At 63.8% G+C, this 14439-nt stretch carries 13 protein-coding genes and 1 pseudogene; all 14 read left to right on the top strand.

All coding sequences use genetic code 11. The annotated features are described in order from the left end of the window. The first annotated feature begins 160 nt into the window (after positions 1–160). The 14 genes and pseudogenes from PA27867_RS15205 (at position 161) to PA27867_RS15145 (ending at position 14376) form a co-directional block, all read left to right on the top strand. A complete protein-coding gene (locus PA27867_RS15205; protein WP_066597740.1) occupies positions 161–1831 on the top strand; it encodes a GspE/PulE family protein in 1671 nt (556 codons plus the stop codon). Positions 1832–1858: 27 nt separating this feature from the next. After that, positions 1859–3568, top strand: a complete 1710-nt coding sequence (locus PA27867_RS20780; protein WP_084021217.1) for a type IV pilus twitching motility protein PilT — start codon at positions 1859–1861, stop codon at positions 3566–3568. Continuing rightward, a complete protein-coding gene (locus tag PA27867_RS15195; RefSeq protein WP_157109254.1) occupies positions 3568–4797 on the top strand; it encodes a type II secretion system F family protein in 1230 nt (409 codons plus the stop codon). Before PA27867_RS20780 ends, PA27867_RS15195 begins: the two co-directional genes overlap by 1 nt. Before the next feature lie 155 nt (positions 4798–4952). Next, positions 4953–5393: a type II secretion system protein gene (locus tag PA27867_RS21340; protein WP_066597738.1), complete on the top strand. Its 441-nt coding sequence runs from the start codon at positions 4953–4955 to the stop codon at positions 5391–5393. Positions 5394–5530: 137 nt separating this feature from the next. Further along, positions 5531–6880, top strand: a complete 1350-nt coding sequence (locus PA27867_RS15185; protein ID WP_236900924.1) for a type IV pilus modification PilV family protein — start codon at positions 5531–5533, stop codon at positions 6878–6880. Further along, positions 6877–7002: pseudogene (locus PA27867_RS21395) on the top strand (prepilin-type N-terminal cleavage/methylation domain-containing protein); the annotation flags it as partial. The gene PA27867_RS15185 and the pseudogene PA27867_RS21395, both read left to right, overlap by 4 nt. 54 nt (positions 7003–7056) lie before the next feature. Then, the gene (locus tag PA27867_RS15180; RefSeq protein ID WP_236900729.1) at positions 7057–7611 is read left to right on the top strand and encodes a hypothetical protein; all 555 of its coding nucleotides are present in this window, start codon (positions 7057–7059) and stop codon (positions 7609–7611) included. After that, positions 7608–9407 (top strand): hypothetical protein, encoded by a 1800-nt coding sequence (locus tag PA27867_RS15175; RefSeq protein WP_066597732.1) that lies wholly within the window; start codon positions 7608–7610, stop codon positions 9405–9407. Before PA27867_RS15180 ends, PA27867_RS15175 begins: the two co-directional genes overlap by 4 nt. Further along, a complete protein-coding gene (locus tag PA27867_RS15170) occupies positions 9404–10240 on the top strand; it encodes a prepilin peptidase (RefSeq protein WP_236900728.1) in 837 nt (278 codons plus the stop codon). Before PA27867_RS15175 ends, PA27867_RS15170 begins: the two co-directional genes overlap by 4 nt. Positions 10241–10271: 31 nt before the next feature. Then, positions 10272–11321, top strand: a complete 1050-nt coding sequence (gene pilM / locus PA27867_RS15165) for a type IV pilus assembly protein PilM (RefSeq protein ID WP_066597730.1) — start codon at positions 10272–10274, stop codon at positions 11319–11321. Then, positions 11318–11980: a hypothetical protein gene (locus PA27867_RS15160; RefSeq protein ID WP_066597727.1), complete on the top strand. Its 663-nt coding sequence runs from the start codon at positions 11318–11320 to the stop codon at positions 11978–11980. Before pilM ends, PA27867_RS15160 begins: the two co-directional genes overlap by 4 nt. Beyond that, positions 11977–12705: a hypothetical protein gene (locus PA27867_RS15155; RefSeq protein ID WP_157109253.1), complete on the top strand. Its 729-nt coding sequence runs from the start codon at positions 11977–11979 to the stop codon at positions 12703–12705. Before PA27867_RS15160 ends, PA27867_RS15155 begins: the two co-directional genes overlap by 4 nt. A gap of 138 nt (positions 12706–12843) precedes the next feature. Further along, positions 12844–13863 carry a hypothetical protein gene (locus PA27867_RS15150; RefSeq protein WP_066597724.1) on the top strand — a complete coding sequence of 340 codons (1020 nt, stop codon included), beginning with the start codon at positions 12844–12846 and terminating at the stop codon, positions 13861–13863. Between the two features lie 24 nt (positions 13864–13887). After that, positions 13888–14376, top strand: a complete 489-nt coding sequence (locus tag PA27867_RS15145; RefSeq protein WP_066597722.1) for a DUF6121 family protein — start codon at positions 13888–13890, stop codon at positions 14374–14376. Positions 14377–14439 lie beyond the last annotated feature (63 nt).

Raw genomic sequence — 14439 nt, 5'->3', positions numbered from 1 at the left:
CCGCTGGCGCGCCCCAACCACCCCCTGTTGCGGGACTGTCGGGGGCGCGACGGGCGGCGATAACGTGAGCTGTCACCAGAGACACCTCGGGCACGGTCGGCCGACTCGGCCACTCATCTCGAGCTTTTCGCAGCAGCACGTTCGTTAGGGGGAGGGTCGTATGGCCACCCTGACGGAAATCCTGATCCTGCACGGCCTGTTGCCGATCGAGCACCTCGACAAGCTCATGGCGGGCGACCCCGCCGACGAAGCCGCGGTCCGCGCGCTGGTCGACTCCGGCGTCATCACGGAGATCCAGTTCGCGAAGGCGAAGGCCGATCAGGCCGGTCTCCCGTTTGTGGAGCTCATGGAGTACCCGGTCGACCGCCTGGCCGTTTCGCTCGTCACCGCCGCGATGTCCAAACGCCACCTGGTACTGCCGATCACCATCGAGGCCGGACGCCTCGTCGTCGCGATGGTCGACCCGGGCAACGTCTTCGCGATCGACGACGTGCGCGAGGCCGCGCACATGCGCATCATCCCCGTGGTCGCGGAGCGCAATGACCTGCTCGCCGCCATCGCCCGCTATCACCGGGCCGACGACGAGCTGAGCAACCTCACCACCACCATGGAGGAGGAGCAGGCCCCCGTCGAGAGCACGGCGTTCGGGGTGTCCGACTCGCAGGACGACGACGCGCCCATCGTGCGGTTCGTGAACCTGCTGGTGAGCCAGGCCATCCAGGACAAGGCATCCGATATTCACATCGAGCCCGGTGAGCACAGCCTGCGGGTGCGTTACCGCATCGACGGCGTGCTGCACGAGATGCAGCAGGCGCCCAAGAGCATCCAGAACGGTGTGATCTCCAGGCTCAAGATCATGAGCGATATCGATATCGCCGAGCGACGCAAACCGAAGGATGGCCGCATGTCGGTCAGTCACGCCGGCCGTCAGATCGACCTGCGCGTGGCGACCCTCCCCACGGTCTGGGGCGAGAAGATCGTCATGCGAATCCTCGACAACTCCAGCACCACCATGAGCCTGCACGACCTCAACCTGCTCGACCACAATTACGCGGCGTACCAGAAGTCGTACACCAAGCCGTACGGCATGATCCTGGTCACCGGCCCCACCGGGTCCGGCAAGTCCACCACGCTGTACACCACCCTCCACTCCGTGGCGCGGCCCGAGATCAACGTGATCACGGTCGAAGACCCGGTGGAGTACCGCATGAAAGACATCAACCAGGTGCAGGTGAACGTCAAGGCCGGCCTCACCTTCGCCAGCGCGCTGCGCTCGATTCTGCGCAGCGACCCGGATGTGGTGCTGCTGGGTGAGATCCGCGACCACGAGACCGCGCAGATCGCCATCGAGGCCTCGCTCACCGGCCACCTCGTGCTGTCAACCCTGCACACGAACGACGCCCCGAGCGCCATCACCCGGCTCACCGAGATGGGCATCGAACCCTTCCTGGTGGGCTCCGCGCTCGACTGCGTGGTTGCCCAACGGCTCGCCCGCCGCTTGTGCGACCGTTGCAAGCAGCCCGTCGAGCACACACCGGAGCACCTCGCCGCCCTGCACTTCGGGGTCGACCCGACACGGCCGCCGCCCGTGCTCTATCAACCGATCGGGTGCCAGAACTGTTCGAAGACCGGCTACCGCGGGCGCATCGCTGTGCACGAGGTCATGACGGTGTCCGAAACCATTGAGCGTCTCGCTGTGGACCGCGCCTCGAGCGCGGACATCGGCCGGGCCGCCCGGGCGGAAGGCATGATCACCCTCCGCGAAGACGGGTGGGAGAAGGTCCGGATGGGCCTGACCTCAATCGAAGAGATTCTACGAGTCGTCGCATAGCGCTCGCGCATGCCGAAGGAGAACAGCATGGACAAGCCAATTTACGAGATTCCGCCCATCGAACCCGGCGCGAATGTGTCGTGGTGGGACGCGATCGCCGCCGACGACGAAGCGGCAGCTACGGCCGCCGGCGACCAGGCTGTGACGGATGCGCCGCCGTCGGGCACCGCCGCCACCGACCTTCCTCCCGCCCGCAGCGCCCGGGAGAATCCTCCGACGGTGCCCTTCGACGCCCTGGTGCTGGGCACGGCACCCGCGCCGCCCGCGTACCAACCGCCGATCACCCCTGCCGACCACCAGCCGGCAACCGCAGTGCTGCCCGAACCGGCCTGGCCGCCGGCGCTGGTCCACGCCCCGGAGCCCACCTGGCCGCCGGCGCTGGAGCGCCTCCCGGAGCCCAGTTCCGATCCCGAGCCGGCCACAGTGCCGATCACGCCCCAATTCAGCACCACGGCCGAGGAACGCGTCTACGCGCCCGGCTCCCGGCACCTGCCGACCGGCCGGCGCGCCGCCATCCCGGTGCAGGCGCCCGAGACCGCCGCGGCGGTGCGCACTCCCGCCCCGCCGCACTTCGGACCCGACGGCCGACAGGCCGACGCCGATCTCATCGACGCCCTCACCCTGGTGCTGGAGATGGAGGCCTCGGACCTGCACATCACGGTGGGGGCTCCGCCGACCATGCGCATGGACGGCGCCCTGCGCCCCATCGAGGGGTTGCCGGTGTGGATGCCGGAGAAGGTCAACGCGGCCCTGTACAGCATCATCTCGATCGGTGACCGGGTGCGCTTCGACGAGGAGCGCGAACTCGACTTCGCGTACACCGCCGCCGGAGCCCGGTTCCGGGTGAACTTCTACCACCAGCGCAACTCCATCGGAGCGGCGTTCCGCCTCATCCCGCGGGAGATCAAGCCGCTCCGGCAGCTCGGCGTTCCCGAGTCCGTCGGCCGCTTCTCGCTGCTGCCGCGTGGTCTTGTGCTGGTCACGGGCCCCACCGGATCGGGCAAGTCCACCACCCTGGCTGCCATGGTCGATCTGGCCAACAGCACTCGGCCCGACCACATCGTCACCGTGGAAGACCCGATCGAGTTTCTGCACAAGCACAAGAAGTCGCTGGTCAACCAGCGGGAGGTCGGCCACGACACCCACAGCTTCGCCGCCGCCCTCAAGCACGTGCTGCGCCAGGACCCGGACATCATCCTGATCGGCGAGCTCCGCGACCTGGAGACGATCTCCGTGGCCCTGACCGCGGCCGAGACCGGCCACCTCGTCTTCGCCACCCTGCACACCCAGGACGCCGCCCAGACCATCGACCGCATGATCGACGTCTTCCCGCCGCACCAGCAGGGCCAGATCCGCACCCAGCTCGCAGCGACCCTGCGCGGTGTGGTCTGCCAGACCCTGGTCAAGAAGGCGAACGACAAGGGCCGCGTCGTGGCCACCGAGATCTTGGTCACCACGCCGGCCATCGCCAACCTCATCCGTGAGGGCAAGACGCACCAGATCACCTCGATGATGCAGGCCGGCAGTGCGGAGGGCATGCACACCATGGACCAGCACCTCGCCGACCTCGTCGACTCCGGCCAGATCACCCGTCAGGCCGCGATGGATAAGGCGCACGACACCGAGAGTCTCACCCAGCTCATCAAGCGCGCCGAGTCTCCCACGGATGCGCCGTCGAACAACATGGGCAGCGGTGGCGTCGACTACGGCGACACCTACTCCATTCCGCAGCGTTGATGTCAGCCGTTCAGCCGTGGGTCTACACGGGCCGCGATAGCAAGGGCAAGACGGTCAAGGGCAAGCTGGATGCGCCGAGCGAGGGGGCCGTTGCGACCCGCCTCAGCACCATGGGCATCTCGCCGATCTCCATCACGGAGTCGACCGAGGGCACCGGCCTCAACCGCGAGATCACGATCCCGGGCTTCAGCCGCGGAGTCGGTCTCAAGGACCTGGCCATCATGAGCCGGCAGATGGCCACCATGATCGGCTCCGGCCTGTCGCTGCTGCGCACCCTCAACATCCTGGCCGAGCAGACCGAGAGCAAGCCGCTGGCGAGAATTCTCGCCCAGGTGCGCGACGATGTCGAGACCGGGGTCTCGATCTCCGAGTCGTTCGCCAAACACAGCGAGTCCTTCCCGCCGATCATGATCAACATGGTTCGCGCCGGTGAGACCGGTGGGTTCCTGGATCGAGCGTTGGAATCCATCGCGGTCAACTTCGAAAAGGAAGTCAAACTTCGCGGCACGATCAAGTCTGCCCTGACCTACCCCGTGATCGTTTTGGTTATGTCGCTCGTATCCGTTCTGATCATGTTGATCTTCATCGTCCCCATCTTCGACGATATGTTCAAAGGGCTGGGCAGCTCTCTCCCATTGCCGACTCAGATTCTCGTCAGCGTGTCGAAATCAATGATCTATGTAGTGCCTGTCCTCGTCGTCGTCGTGGTGGTCTTCAGCGTCTGGTGGAGCAAGAACAAGAACACCGAGCGCGTTCGCATGTCCCTCGACCCGATAAAGCTGAAAATTCCGGTCTTCGGCAGCCTGCTTAGAAAGATCGCTGTGGCGCGATTCAGCCGCAACTTCGCCAACATGATCGGTGCAGGTGTCCCCATTCTGCAAGCGCTGAAGATCGTGGGTGAGACCTCGGGAAACTGGGTAATCGAGAGCGCCCTCGTCAAGGTGGCGGAATCGGTGCGCCAGGGGCAGTCGATCGCCGCGCCCCTCCTTTCGCAACCCGTCTTTCCACCAATGGTCACTCAGATGATCGCGGTGGGTGAAGACGCCGGTTCGCTCGAAACGATGTTGACGAAGATCGCTGACTTTTACGACCAGGAGGTGGAGTCGTCGACTGAGCAACTCACGGCCGCAATAGAGCCGTTGATGATCGCGTTCCTCGGTGTCGTGATCGGAGGAATGGTGATTGCGCTCTACATGCCGATTTTCAGCATCGCAGGAACGATCAAGTAGTAGCCGGTGGCCCGCTCTGGACCCCCAGAATTGGGGGCTGGCCAGCATAAAATACCCCTCTTAGTTGGGTCGTGGCTGAGAATGTCCTGCAAATAACATGAGAGCCCGAGCGGGTCCGACCGCTAGTTCACTGTCATCTATCCGAATGGAATACCGTGCTCTCTCGCAGCCTCGCCGCCCTCAACCGCCGCCGAACCAACCCTGACGAAAACCAGAAGGGTTTCACTCTGATCGAGCTTCTGGTTGTGGTGATCATTATCGGAATCCTCGCCGCCATCGCGGTCCCGGTCTATCTGGGCGTGCAGAGCAGCGCGAAGGATTCCGCTGTCACGGCTGAATTCGACAGCATGAAGACGGCAGCCATCGCCTTCCAAACCACCTCGACGACACAAGCCCTCCCGGCTAACCTCGCAGCCATCGCCGGCACCATTGTGCCTAACGCGACAAACTACACGACTGCGCCAGTCCTGAGCACCTCCGGTGGTACTCCCCCTACCGCTTTCTGCATAATCGGGCAGGCGACCAACGGCCACTGGGTCAAGGTCACAGGGACCACCTCTCCAGTAGTCACGCCAGCGGCTGCCACGTGCCCGTAACCATCTAGCCAATCCGGGTGGGGTGCCGTCACAAAGGCGCCCCACCCGGTCCTTATGGATTGCGATTCAGCGCAGAACCGCGCAGCTTCGGTCACAGTCGCAGTGTTCCATTCGGGAGGAGAGCCAGCGTGCACAGCATGCAGAATGCCGGACGAACGCGCTCCGTACACGCCGACGATGGGATCTCTCTCATCGAGATCATGGTCGCCATGATGATCTTCTCGATCATCGCGTTGGGCATCGGCTACGCCATGATCTCCACGTTGACAATAGCCAGAGACAACAAGTCCCGTGAAATCGCGGCTGGTATAGCCGCTTCAGAGATCGATAGCGCTCGTGCGATCGGTGACCCCTTCGCGGTGCTTGACGTAGCGGCGCATACCGTCACCACCGCTGCAGCGGAAACCTATACGGTGACCCGCATCACGGCCTGGGTTACGCCGGCCGGCTCCTCGACAACGTGCGGAACGGGTGGCGGTGCACTGCAATACAAGCGGATCACGATCACGGTGTCTTGGCCCAAGATGCGGTCGGCGGATCCCGTTACCAGTGACACGCTGCTAGCTCCCAGCTCCCGCATCAACGATCCTGCCAAGGGCACACTGCTTATCTCGGTGAAGGATTCCCGCGGACTCGGCAAGCCAGGCGTGACCTTCACCGCAGTTTCCCCGACGGGATCCTTGGTTACCACGCCGACAGACGCCGACGGCTGTAGTTTCGTGCTCCAGGCCTCGCCGGACGATTACACTGTGAAGCTCACGGGAACGGGCATGGTCGATTCCACCCAGGCGGCCAATCCAGCGATCACGCTACCGGTAGCGGCTGGATCCTCCACCTCTTACTCGTTCCAGTACGACGCGGCCGCCACTTACAACGTTCACCCCGCCTTCAACGTACCCACGCCGCTGCCAAAGATCCCAACGAACCTCGACTACAGCTTCATCAACAGTTACGGCGCCTTTGTTATGCGGGCTCCCACGAACAGCGTGAAGATGCATCCATACCCGGTTGGGTACCAGACTATTGCCGGCAAATACGCCGCGACGGCGTGTCCGACAGTCGACCCGGAGGCCTGGGCGCCGGATACCACGGTGACTCCGGCAAAGGTCGGAGTGCGGCAACCGGTTAGGCAAGTTGACCCAGGCGCGGCTGCTGACATTTACGTTCCGATGGGGGCAGTCGTGCTTTCGGGTGGGCCCAGCGCTTACCTGACGGCCGTCTCACAACCCGACGTTCCCATTGCCGGCGAGCCCGTTTGCGCGTCATCCCCGACGACCACGATGACCTATTCCTTCGGCAGCATTGTGCCGTCAGCCTCGGGTTCGGTCCGAATCGCCTTGCCCTTCGGCTCGTGGAAGCTTTACACCAGTACAAGCCCGACCGGAACGCTGACGTTGATTCCGAATTCTAGGATCACTTCATTCCTCACCACTGGGCGGTCTGTGTCCCCTCCAGCAGATGGCCTGTTCGCACTGGACGCTCGATGAGTGCCCACCCAGCCGCGATACTCAGGCGGATCAGGCACGCGCCCCGGCCCGCCGAATCCGATCGGGGTATTACGCTCATTGAGCTCCTTGTCAGCATGATGCTTCTCGGGTTGATCATGGCGATGGTGACCGGGCTGTACCTAAGCATGTCCAGGTCAGTGTCGTTGGGCCAGTCCATGGACGGAAGCACCAGGGTCGCCTCGAATGCGGCGAACGAACTCAGCCAAGTACTCAGATTCGCCACTACGCTCAAGGTCGCCGGTGTATCGGCTCCGAGCCCGGCGTTCGTTGCGGCTGGCCGCGAGAGCGTCACCTTCTACAGCAACGTGGACGTCAATGCCGCTGCGAGCGTGACAGTCCTGCCATCGAAGCCGACCCGCGTGAAATTTGAGATCGACGCGACGACGCGTTCATTGGTGGAGAGCCGGTGGACGGCGACTGCATCAGGGGCGGCCTGGATCTTTGCGGCCCCCGCCACTACGGCCAACTCGAGTGTCAACCTAGGGTCACGTTATATAGCTCCGGGGGCTGGGACTCCACTATTCAGCTATTTCAACCTTGCCGGCGGCGCGATCGCAACGCCGGCCACCGGCAGCATGTCAGATGCCGACATGGCACTGATCAGATCGATTCGAATCACCGTCCGCGTGCAAGGTACGAGCGGTCCGTCCGCCGGTCCGGTTCTCGTGGAGAACACCATCACGCTTCCCAACCTGGTGGTGCGCCCATGACCGATCAACGAAGCCGATTCCTCTCACGATTGAGGGGAAACGACGAAGGCGTAGCTCTGGTTGCAGTCGTCGGACTCTCCATCATCATGCTGCTGCTCGCGGCCATGGCGCTCAGCTTCTCGGCACGAGGAATGGTCAAGGCGCGCAACGACCAGGACTGGAACGCTGCCCTCTCGGCAGCGTATGCGGGTGTCGACGAGTACAGCAGCAGGTTGTCGAACGATAGCACTTACCAAAGATTCGGAAACCCGGCGGCGCCATTCACGATTGCCACGGGCAGCGCCGCGACTGTGGACATGCCGGCCGTCGGCGATGAGAACGAAGCCTTCGGCACTGGGGTTTCGGGAACATGGGGCGGGGTTGTCGGCACTTCTGGCCGCGCTGCCTTCCGCTATGAGGTCGACAATTCTCAGTATTCGAGCTCCGGCATCGTGCGCATCCGATCGACCGGAAAAGTCGGCCAAGTCACTCGAAGTATTGTCGCCAACCTTAAACAGAAAGGCTTCATCGATTTTCTGTACTTCACCGACTACGAACTGAGCGACCCGCAGATCACCGGGAGCACCACCTGTACGACAGCGCAGATTACCTACGCTCCGCACAACTCTCATTGCACAGAGATTCAATTCGGTACTGACGACTTCTTCTACGGCCCTGTCCATTCCAACGACCGCCTTCGAATCTGCGGCTCGAACTTTTCTGAGGGCGTTTCGACGAGCACGACACTGAGCCCCAAGTTCGTGAACACCTGCTCAGACCCGATCTCGTGGGGTGTGGGCTCGGCACCGAGCTACTCCGCGCCCCTCACCCTGCCGCCAACGAACGGTGCAATGGCGAATGAGACTCGAGTGGACCTACCCGATGACGTTCCGCGCCCCGGGTGTATGTACACCGGGCCGACAACGATTACGTTCCTACCGAGCGGCCAAATGCGGGTTGTGTCGCCATGGACAAAGTTCACCCGGCCATCTCTCACCACAGGAATCGGCAGCCAGAACCCCGTCGAATGCGGAGTCCTAGCCGACCTGAATTCCACCGCCGGGGCGCTGGTGACCGTGCCAAATCAAAATCTCATTTTCGTGCAGACGGTGCCTCCAGCCGCTACCGATCCCAATTCCTGGACGGGTACACCGGCAGGCTTCTCGTGCACAGGATCCGGTACGACCTCCGGCTGGAAATTCGGAACGGTTCAGTACCCGCTGACCGGTGAAGTCGTGCCGCCGACCTCGACCTCGGCGCTTCCGGCCTATCAGTGCCAACGGGGTGACGCTTTCGTTCAAGGGCAAGTCAAAGGGGCAGTGACGGTCGCCGCCGACACGTTCATCTATGCCACCAGTAACATCACCTACGTCGACCCGGCTTCGGACATGTTGGGACTTGTCGGCCAGGACGCAGTCTGGGTGTGGAATCCCATGACGTCGTGCTCGTATAGCGGAGGGATCCGTGACGATTGCACACCGATGACAAGCATCGGGGCGCCACCCGCGGGAAACCGCGAAATCGATGCCGCGATCTTGTCAGTCGGGCATACCTTTCAGGTGCAGAACTACGACACCGGACTCGGCGGCCGGCGGGGCGTGCTTACTGTCATCGGCGCAATCGCACAGACCTATCGCGGTACGGCAGGGACATCGGGCAGTAACCCGACCGGATACACGAAGAACTATCACTACGACACGCGCCTGAAAGAGACAGCGCCGCCTAAGTTTCTGGCGCCAACGTCCACTACCTATGGCGTGACCCAGTACGTCGATGTTGCTACAGCCTTCAAGGCCGACGGGAGCGTGATTCCGTGACCGCTGTGGCTGACGCTGGTCTGAGCGGGCTCCTCATCGTGCTCTTTGGCGTGCTGGGACTTCTTCTCGGGTCGTTTCTCAATGTGGTCGTCTACCGGCTGCCGAATGGGATCTCGCTGATCGCACCTCCGAGCGCATGCCCACAATGCGGTTCGGCAATCAGGCCTGTCGACAATGTGCCAGTTCTGTCTTGGCTTCTTCTCCGGGGGAGGTGTAGGGCATGTAAGACAGCCATCTCGAGGAGATACCCGCTGGTCGAACTGGGCACGGCAATCGCATTCGCAACAATTACTGCGTGGGCGCTGAGCGGGACGGAGGCGAGCCTGCTCGTCGGGATACTCACGCTTGTTGCCTTTCTCTACCTTGCCTGTGTGAGTCTCGCACTGGGGCTCATTGACCTTGACGTGCATCGGCTACCCAATTCGATCGTCCTGCCAGGGTATGTAGTGGGACTGGCCCTTCTTGGCACGGCCTGCGTGGTGAGTGGCGATTTTGATGCCTTGCTGCGGGCGGGCGTTGGGCTGGGCGCTCTATGGGGCGCCTATCTCATCATGGCCCTGTCGTATCCCGGCGGCATGGGATTCGGCGACGTGAAGCTGGCCGGTCTATTGGGCCTCTTTCTCGGTTATTTGGGCTGGGGGCAACTCCTAGTCGGGGGTTTTGCCGCGTTCCTGCTCGGCGGAACGTTCGCCCTGGCACTACTAATCTCGCGCCGAGCGAACCGCAAGAGCGGTATCCCTTTCGGTCCTTGGATGCTGGTTGGGGCCTGGGTTGGCGTCTTTTTTGGGGCGTCGATATGGAGTGGCTATTTGTCCTTACTGGGAGTGGCGTAGCAATGAGTATTGTGAACAAAGGAGCAGGCACATGGCGCACAGCGTCGTAGGTATCGACATGGGCAGCTCGACTCTGCGGGGGGTGGAGGTGGCCGATCCGGGCACGGCGCGGCCGACCCTGCTGCGCTATCACCAAGTGTCGTTGCCCGAGGGGGCAGTGACCAACGGTGAAGTCGTCGAACCCAACACGGTCGCCGCCGCCCTCAGACAGTTGTGGACGGAGGGCTCGTTCAAGAGCAAGAACGTAGTGCTCGGCGTGGGGAATCAGCGGGTACTCGCCCGCGACCTCAGCGTGCCCAAGATGTCGCTCACCCGTATCCGGGAGTCCTTGCCGTTTGCGGTCCAGGAGATGCTTCCCATCCCCGTCGCTGAAGCGCTCCTCGACTTCTACCCGATTGCAGAAATCGACGGTGAGAACGGACCGATGGTGAGGGGGCTGCTTATCGCGGCAGTCAAGTCAGCCGTCATGGCAAACGTGGAAAGCACCCACCTTGCCGGCCTCACGACAGTTGATGTCGACCTGATTCCTTTTGCTTTGAGCCGGGTGTTGTTGTCCCGTCCGCGCGTGGGTGGCACGGTCGCCCTGATTGACATCGGTGGAAGTACCACCAGCGTTGTCATTGCCATTGACGGCGTTCCGCAGTTTGTACGAATCATCGCAACGGGCGGCAACGACATCACACAGGCTTTGCAGGCTGCCGCTGAAACGGGCGGAGAACACCCCGAGGAGACTAAACGACGGCTGGGACTGGCCACAGGCACCGTTGCGGCCGAGGACAAGAGATCAATCGAAGTGATCTACAAGGTGGCGAGCGAGCAACTAACCAGCTTGCGCAACACCATCAGCTACTTCGTCAACACCCGCCCGATCGATACTGTCCAGCAGATTGTCCTGAGCGGGGGCGGCGCCCACCTCCGCGGGCTTCCAGAAGCCCTCGCTGAGATGACCCGCCTTCCTGTGGAGGTGGCCGACCCGTTTCTCTCAATTGCTCTGGGAAAGGGGCTTACGCTCGAGGACTTACGCCACAATGCATCAGCGTTTACAGCTGCCCTGGGCTTGGCGTTGGGGCGGGCAGCATGAGCCGCTCGAAAGACAACAACCTGCTTGTCATCGGAGGCGAGCCTGCGGTCGACCTGCTGCCGCCCGAAGTGCACCGGCAGCGTAGGGCCAAAGTCGTCCGTCGGCACCTCGGGCTGGGTGTGATCGGAACCATCGCGATCGTCGTCGTAGCCACGGGGGCGTCGGTCGCCCTGGCGATGCTCGCCCAGTCCCAACTTGAGACTGAGCAGGCACTCACGGTGGTTCTCGCGAAACAGCAGGCAGACTACGCCGAGGTCAGGATCGTGCAGGGCGAGGTCGCCTTGGCGACGGCGGCCCAGCAGGTAGGGGTTTCCACCGAAATCGACTGGAAGAAGTACCTAGAGGGCGTGCAGGCGGTCTTGCCCGCCAGCGTGACGATCAGCACGGTAGCTATCGATTCGGCCACACCGCTCGCCGTGTACACCCAGTCGACAGCACCACTGCAGGGGGACCGCGTCGCAACCGTCTCATTCACGGCCAAGACTTCGGCATTGCCAGACGTGCCGACCTGGATGAACTCATTGGCGACGCTACCCGGGTACGCGGATGCCCTCCCAGCCACCGTCACCAGGTCCGAGAGTGGCGTGTACACAGCCACAATCACGATGCACGTGAACGACGCCGCGTATGCACATCGCTTCGCGGATGAGGAGAAGTGACCGTGGACAAGAACCGGATGTGGACCATTGGCTCCATCATCGTGATGGTGGCAGTACTCGTCGGAGGAGCATTGCTCGGAATCCAACCGCAGCTCACCGCGGCCGCCGTGGCCAACGCGCAACGAATGAGCGTAGAGGCGTCGAACGCGGGCCAGGCGTCAGTGCTCGACCAGCTGAAGAAGGATTTCGCGGGAATCGGCGACTTGAAAGCAGAGCTTGCACCATTGAGCGCATCCGTGCCCAACGGAAGCATGATGCCCGAGTTCATCGATCAGATCAACGCTCTAGCCGCCAGCACCCAGGTAAGCCTGGACGGCATCACCGTGGCGGAGGCCACCCCGTACGCCTCCGTTGAGGCCCCCGCCGCTGTGGTGGACCCCTCCGCCGTTTCGGCCACCTCGCCCGCCACGCCCGCCCCGACCGCCACTGATACTGTCGCGCCGAGGGCCGGTGTACCTCCGGTGACGAACGCGAAGATCAGTGGAGACAACTTCGCGTCTCTGGCGATGACGGTGACGGTGATCGGGCCATATGGAAACACCCTAAATTTCGTCAATGGCCTCCAATCCGGTCAGCGTCTCTTTCTTGTATCGGGACTCACCACGACGGCGAAGGACGTACCCGAAGGGGAGGCGAGCACGGGAGAAGTGACAGCGGTCATCTCCGGCCTCACCTACGCGCTCGTGACGCCCCAAACAGCTGAGGCACCCACGCCAGCCGGGTAGTCCGGTCAGGCGTCATTCACGCCTCCAAGTCCAGCGTCACTTCCCCGCCGCGCGCGCGGAGCTTCCGTCGACTTCGCACCTCGGATTGCTACAGTTGCAGCACAGAGCTACGGCCACGAGGCTCACGAGGAGTGCAGCATGACCGACACGACGCCCCCTGAGGGAAACAAGAACAACAACCCGGATGCGCCCACCACGCCCATCCATGACGACCAGTCCCCAGAGCCCACCACCGTGGCCGACCCCAGCAAGAGCGTCGACGAGACCGTGAACGAGCCCCACGTGGAGCCCGCGACCGAGACGTCCGCGACCGAGCCCGCCCCGTACGTGCCCGGCGAGCCGATCGACTACGAGCCGGCCCCGTACACCGCCGCCGACTCCGACGCGCCGACCGAAAAGGTCGAACGCCTCACCGCTGAGCCCGAGGCCACCCCGGCCGAGGTCGCTCGCGACGAGGCCGTCGCCCAGCAGAAGGACTACACGCCCGCGTACGTGCCCACGCCCGCCGCGGCCGGCCAGCCGCTCGTGCAGCAGCCGAGCGCCCAGCAGCCCAGCGCCGAGCAGTACACGCCGACCCAGCAGTTCGCGCCCACCCCGGTGTACGTCACGGCTCCGACGCCGCCCAAGACCGCGGGCAACCGCGCCGCGGGCATCCTCATCGGCCTGATCGCCACCGCCGTGTTCGCCGTGGTCTACGCCGTCGTCGCGTTCGTCATCTCCGCGTCGAGCGCCCCCACCGTCGCCGAGGCCACCGCCCGGTTCACCGACTTCCTGGTGCTGCCGGTGTTCTACATTCCGGTGATCTTCTTCTTCCTCGCCTTCGCCCTCCTGGTGGCGGTGCTCAACCGCGCCGGCTGGTGGGCCTACGTGCTCGGCGGCTTCCTCGTGGCCGTCGTCGTGTACTTCTCCTACATCGGCGGCGCCCTGCTGGCCGTGCAGGCGTGGAACCTCACCCCCGCCGAGGCCGGCCGGTTCGTGACCACCCAGTGGCTGAACCCCGGCGCCATCGCCGCGGCCATCGTGGCCCGCGAGGTGCCGATCTGGTTCGGCGCCTGGATCGCCCGCCGCGGTCGCAGCGTCACCGCGAAGAATGCCGCCGCCAAGGCCGAGTACGAGCGTCAGCTCGCCGAGGGACCGCAGCTCGCACGACCGGCCTAACCGCCGGCAGTGCGGGGGGAGCACATGCGCGATTATCAGAAGTACGCGACCATCGTCGCCGTTTTCGCGACGGTGCTGTACGCCGCGCTGCTCGTGGCCGGCTTCGGCCTGATCAGCCTGGCCACCAACCTCGACGTCATCGCTGACCGCTCCGCCGGCCCGCTCGTCGGCCCCACCATGGCCGCCGTCGCGGTGCTGCTGGTCCTGCTCATGCTGATCCTCCTCGGCGTCAACACCCCACCGGACAAGCAACGCGTCGTGGTGGGGTTTGCCGTTGCCACGGGCATCGCCGCTTACGGCCTGTTCATCGCCACCGGCGCCATCCTCGTGGCCGCCGGCAACGGCGACCCGTTCGGCGTGCTCATCTTCGCCTGGTCCATGCTCGCCAGCCCCTTCGCGCTCAGCGTGGGCGCGCTGGCGTTCATCGTGGCGCTCAGCTATTCGATCCTGCTCGCCTCGCACTACGGCGAACACGGCCGCCCCCTCTGGCCCTGGGAACGCCGCGGCGAGTAACGCCCGGCACCCGACGCACCACCGCACCCCGCACAGCTCTGCCTGCAACTTGAAATAGGGACC

The sequence above is a fragment of the Cryobacterium arcticum genome (assembly GCF_001679725.1).
Classification (GTDB): Bacteria; Actinomycetota; Actinomycetes; order Actinomycetales; family Microbacteriaceae; genus Cryobacterium; species Cryobacterium arcticum_A.
Note: the sequence above shows the minus strand (reverse complement) of the source record. Positions and strands in the feature narration are given on the sequence as shown.

Bases quoted from the DNA above. Each gene is read 5' to 3' on its own strand.
- PA27867_RS15205 (WP_066597740.1), top strand. From the start codon at position 161: ATGGCCACCCTGACGGAAATCCTGATCCTGCACGGCCTGTTGCCGATC.
- PA27867_RS20780 (WP_084021217.1), top strand. From the start codon at position 1,859: ATGGACAAGCCAATTTACGAGATTCCGCCCATCGAACCCGGCGCGAAT.
- PA27867_RS15195 (WP_157109254.1), top strand. From the start codon at position 3,568: ATGTCAGCCGTTCAGCCGTGGGTCTACACGGGCCGCGATAGCAAGGGC.
- PA27867_RS15185 (WP_236900924.1), top strand. From the start codon at position 5,531: ATGCAGAATGCCGGACGAACGCGCTCCGTACACGCCGACGATGGGATC.
- PA27867_RS15180 (WP_236900729.1), top strand. From the start codon at position 7,057: ATGGACGGAAGCACCAGGGTCGCCTCGAATGCGGCGAACGAACTCAGC.
- PA27867_RS15175 (WP_066597732.1), top strand. From the start codon at position 7,608: ATGACCGATCAACGAAGCCGATTCCTCTCACGATTGAGGGGAAACGAC.
- pilM (WP_066597730.1), top strand. From the start codon at position 10,272: ATGGCGCACAGCGTCGTAGGTATCGACATGGGCAGCTCGACTCTGCGG.
- PA27867_RS15160 (WP_066597727.1), top strand. From the start codon at position 11,318: ATGAGCCGCTCGAAAGACAACAACCTGCTTGTCATCGGAGGCGAGCCT.
- PA27867_RS15150 (WP_066597724.1), top strand. From the start codon at position 12,844: ATGACCGACACGACGCCCCCTGAGGGAAACAAGAACAACAACCCGGAT.
- PA27867_RS15145 (WP_066597722.1), top strand. From the start codon at position 13,888: ATGCGCGATTATCAGAAGTACGCGACCATCGTCGCCGTTTTCGCGACG.